Below are 2,998 nucleotides of genomic sequence, written 5' to 3'. Positions count from 1 at the left end.
CAAGGAAATATAAGAAATTTAGACAAAAATAAGAAAACGATTACATAGTAAAGTGAGTGAAAGTCAAATGTCACAATTTTTGCAGTCATAGGAACTTAAAAAACAAAAAAATCCAGGACCTATGCCCTGGATTTAGGAGATTATGAAAAAGAAAAGTTTTAGGATGGTTATAGTATATAAAGCAAAGCCTAAAGTTTTCTTAAAGTGGAAGATGGAATTACTTTTTCATAATGCTTACTGCTCACTTACACTAATTGAGGAGTTTTCCATTTCCCTCAGCATCAAAATGGTAGGTCTTACCTTCGATAGTGAGGGTAGTGTTCTCAGTACGTGCACCACTGTTAGGATCATAATAATGAAGTTTATCATTTACAGTGACTAGTTCCCCTTTAGCTTGTTTGCCATCTCTATGGAAATAGACATGAGCCCCATCAATAGTTTGTTCACCGGTTAGTGCATACCAATTAGGTCCAAAGTAATACCAGTTACCATTAACCTCTTTATATTGATTTTTTATAGCAGTAGCTGTTTCCTTATCAAAGTAATAGATATGGCTACCATTAGGAATAAGTGATGGGAAATAGTCTTTAGTCAAGCCATTCGCACTAACCCTACCATCAGCATATTTATTTGTCGGAGCATCAAACATATAAAGTTCTCCGTTGATAATGTGAAGCCCTAATGGGACGTGACCAGAAGCGGTAATGTAATATCTATTACCGTTTTTGGCCTTAACGAATTGAGGCCCTTTGACTTCTTTGTTATTCAAATCGTAGAATGAAGAGTAGCCGTAAGGATATAGAAATTCTTCTCTAGCAAGGTGGGGATCTGCACCGCCCGTAAAGGTATACTCTTTACCATTGATAGTTCGAACTCCCCCTTCTCTAAGTCTTTTGCCTTTAGCATCAACATAATAAGTCTTTCCATTCAAATCGACAAATTGTTCCTTAAGGCGGGCACCACTATCTTTATCGTAAAATGAATCGTTTTCAGCAAAGTTTCCTTTAACCTGCTTACCAGTACTATCGAAGTAGACCTCGACACCATCAATGACTTGTTCACCAGTAAGGCGTTTGCCGTCATTACCAATATAATACCAATTATTGTTTATGTTTTGATAATGATTTTGTCCTAAGTCTACTCGGTCTCCTGAATTTTTACTGTAATAGTAGCCATCCGAAGCGAAGTCGCCCTTAATCTGTTTACCGTCTTGGTCAAAGAAAACATTATGACCATCAACGACATGGGCACCTTTAAGAGGAGTACCTTTAGCACCGATTCTATACCAATTGTTATTGAAGTTAACATAACGATTGGTTACTTGTACTCCTGAATTTTCATCATAGTACGCTCCATTTTCAGCAAAGTTCCCTTTAACTTGCTTGCCATCTTTATCAAAGTAAAAATTGTTGCCATTAATGACTTGTTCACCTTTTACAATTTTACCTTCGTTATTAAGATAGTACCAGTTACCGTTCACTTGAACAAACTGATTGTTGCCAAGATTAACGCGTGCTCCAGAATCTTTATCATAATAGAAACCGTCATCTGCGAAAATCCCTTTAGCTTGAACCCCATCTTTGTCAAAGAATACGGTTACGCCATTAATGACTTGCTCTCCTTTAAGAGCTTTAGAGTCTGAACCGATATAGAACCATTTATCTTTATTTTCAAGGGTATTATATGAGTTACTCTGGTCATTGATTTGAACATAACGATTAGTAACAGGTTCCCCTGTAATTGCATCATAAAAAAGTCCATTAGGTGCGAAATTTCCCTTAACTTGGATACCGTATTCACCGAAGTTGAGATGCTTACCATTAATAATTTGTTCTCCCTTAATTGTATTGCCTTCGTTATCGAGGTAATAAATAAGGGTTCCTGATGGTTGCTCTAAGGAGACAAAGCTATTTTTGACGAGTGCTCCAGTGTCTTTATCATAATAATAACCATCGTAGCCAAAGTCTCCTTTTGCTTGGTGTCCTCTATAGTTAAAGTAGACACGAACGCCGTCAATAACTTGTGGACCTGTTACCACTTTTCCGTCTGCCCCAAGATAATACCAATGGGTCTCTAGAGTTGGAGCCATAGAGCCGTTCGATTCGTAGCGTGTTAATTGAATATAACGGTTTGTCACGAGCTCGCCAGTATCCTTGTCATAGAATTGGCCGTCAGAATTAAAATCCCCTTTAATTTGATATCCGTAATAAGGGGTAAAGTAAACTTTCACACCATCAATGACTTGTTCACCTTTAAGTATCTTTCCATCTTCATCAACATAGAACCAATGGTTATCGATGAACACGTAGTGTTTTTTCCCTAGATCAACTAAATTACCATCTTGATCATAGAAACGCCCATTGTCAGCAACGCTATTACGCACCTGTGCTCCATCATACTTATCGAAATAGACAGATTTTCCATTGATGATTTGTTCACCTTTTAATTTGTCGCCATTTTTATCAACATAGAAAGGATAGATAGTGTTGTTATAGTTGTATTTAGTGCTAAAAACATAGCTATCTGTTACAAGGTTACCATCTTTATCGTAGAAGTGTTCATTGCTAGCAAATCCGTCTCGAACTTGAAGGCCGTTGTAATCATTGAAATAAACTTGTTTTCCTTGAATGGTTTGTGCGCCTTTTAATGGTTCACCATTTTTATCGACATAGTAAACACCACCAAGATGATTAATATAACAATCCGTTACAAGAGCACCAGAATCTGCATCATAGTATTGTTTATTTTTTGAAAAGTTTCCCTTGACTTGTATGCCATTTTCATCGAAATAAACGTTGATCCCATCGATTTTTTGTGCACCAGTTAGGTTCTTACCACTAGCATCCTTATAATACCAGTTACCAAGGCTATCACTATAATATTGACCACCAGTAACATTGGTTTCACTATTGGTATCTGCGGTTGCTGATGCAGCCTCACTGGCAGCTCGGTCTGTAGTTACAGCTTCTCGTGTTTGGCCTGTGGCCGATTCTGCAGG

The 2,998-nt window shown here is 37.5% G+C and carries 1 protein-coding gene; it reads right to left on the bottom strand.

The features are described from left to right. Nucleotides 1-250: 250 nt before the first annotated feature. A partial coding sequence (locus HMPREF1517_RS02670) for a hypothetical protein (protein ID WP_037599224.1) occupies nt 251-2,998 on the bottom strand: 2,748 nt, incomplete at its 5' end.

The organism is Streptococcus sp. ACS2 (assembly GCF_000525585.1).
GTDB lineage: Bacteria > Bacillota > Bacilli > Lactobacillales > Streptococcaceae > Streptococcus.
The sequence above is the reverse complement of the archived record's forward strand: the minus strand, read 5'-3'. Positions and strand labels throughout refer to the sequence as shown.